1 protein-coding gene is annotated in these 1664 nt (G+C 70.7%); it reads right to left on the bottom strand.

Annotation, left to right across the window (positions count from 1 at the left end; genetic code table 11):
- Positions 1-162: 162 nt before the first annotated feature.
- Positions 163-1539 (bottom strand): IS1380 family transposase, encoded by a 1377-nt coding sequence (locus ACZ52J_RS42825; protein ID WP_465626855.1) that lies wholly within the window; start codon positions 1537-1539, stop codon positions 163-165.
- Positions 1540-1664 lie beyond the last annotated feature (125 nt).

The raw sequence follows: 1664 nt of genomic DNA, 5'->3' as shown, positions 1-1664 counted from the left end.
CCTCGATATTTCGTGACGGTCCGTCGGTCTATCCGGCGGGCCGTTTCGGCTTGTTCGGGCGATGTGGGGCAGGCTGGTGGCCCGGCTGTCGCGTCGGGTGGGCGCCGGGTTCCACGGCTCCGGGAGTGAAGCTTGCTCGTCGGTATGGAGAATCGCTGCCGGTCAGCCGGGGTTCGGCAGGGCTTGCAGGCGTTCGAACGCAGCCGTGATCACGTCGGTCCAGGGCCAGTGGAGGGCGAGCCGGAGGTAGCGACGGCGGCCGGTGGTGACGAGCCGGGCGGCGGCGGAGAACAGCCTCAGTCGCAGGCGCTTGGGCTCCCACCGGCGGGCGGCCCCGGTCAGGGCGAGCATGGGCATCCAGGCGAGCAGGTCGAGCGCGAGCTGGACGATCTCCAGCCAGACCTGGTTCTGCGCGGCATCGTGCAGGGGCAGGTTACGCAGGCCGGTGTCGCGGGCGGCACGGATGCGGTCCTCGGCGCGGGCGCGCTGACGGTGCCGCAGCTCCAGTTGGGCGATCGGGGTGCCGGTGGTGTTGGTGGCGAAGCAGGTCAGCCGCATGCCGTCGGCGTCGGTGAAGCGCAACTGTGCTCCGGGGTGCGGCCGTTCCTTGCGCACGATCAGCCGCATGCCCTTCGGCCAGCCAGCCAGGACATCGCCGGCGAGCTCGGCGACCCAGGCGCCGTCGCGGACCTTGCCGTCCGGCTCGACGGCCGGTGTCCAGGCCGAGGCTGGGATGAGGAGAGCGGCCTGGTGGATGGCGTCGGTGATGGTCATCCCGACCGAGTAGGACAGCCATCGGCCTCGTGCGGTGAGCCAGTTGAGGAACTTGTGGGTGCCGCCACCGGAGTCGGTGCGGATCAGCGTGCGGCGTCCGCGCCGGTACTTCTTCGGCAGCTGGGCCAGCGCCGTCCGGGCCGCTTCGATGTGGTCGGCGGCCGTGTTGCTGCCCGCGTTTCCCGGCCGCAGCAGGCCCGCCACCGGCTCCCCGGACCCGTCCGGGCCGTGGTCGACGAATGCGAACAGCGGGTGATGGCCGAAGGTCTTCTTCCAGGTCTTGGCGGCGTGCTCCTTCTCGGAGTGCGCCAGGACCAGGACCCCGTCGATGTCCACAATCACCTCACCGGCCGCGTCCGGTGCCGACTCGCGGGCCAACTGCCAGACTCGATAACGGACTTCGGCCCGTGCACTGCGGATCGCCGTGAGTGCGCGGGGGCCGGCCGCGGCGAGGGTGTCGACCAGGCGGGAGACGGTCGGGTCGGAGGCGACCGGGCCGAACACGGCGGGCTCGGCCCGAAGCATGGCGACATCGGCCAGGCAGTCCCCGCCCAGGGCCACGGCAAGCGCGACATCGAGCAGGATCTTGCCGGGATCGTGCACCGCCCTGGGCTTTCGCCATGCCGCGAGCGCGTCCGACAGCGCGGCCGCCAGGCCCGTCCGGCGGGCCGTCTCCACGAGCAGCACCCCGCCGGCCTGCGAGACCACCCCGTTGCCGCCACCCGACATCCGGACACGCGGGTAGGACCCGATACGCTTACTCACCTGAGAAGTGCCTCCGACGGCGCGGGAACAAGGGCCTAGACAATCCTTATTCTCGCTGGTCAGAGGCACTTTTCGCCTATCTGATCACCTGCCGGACAGCCCGCTTCATGAAAGCGCGAGGTTAG

Source organism: Kitasatospora sp. NPDC034035, from assembly GCF_055575755.1.
The sequence above is the reverse complement of the archived record's forward strand: the minus strand, read 5'-3'. Positions and strand labels throughout refer to the sequence as shown.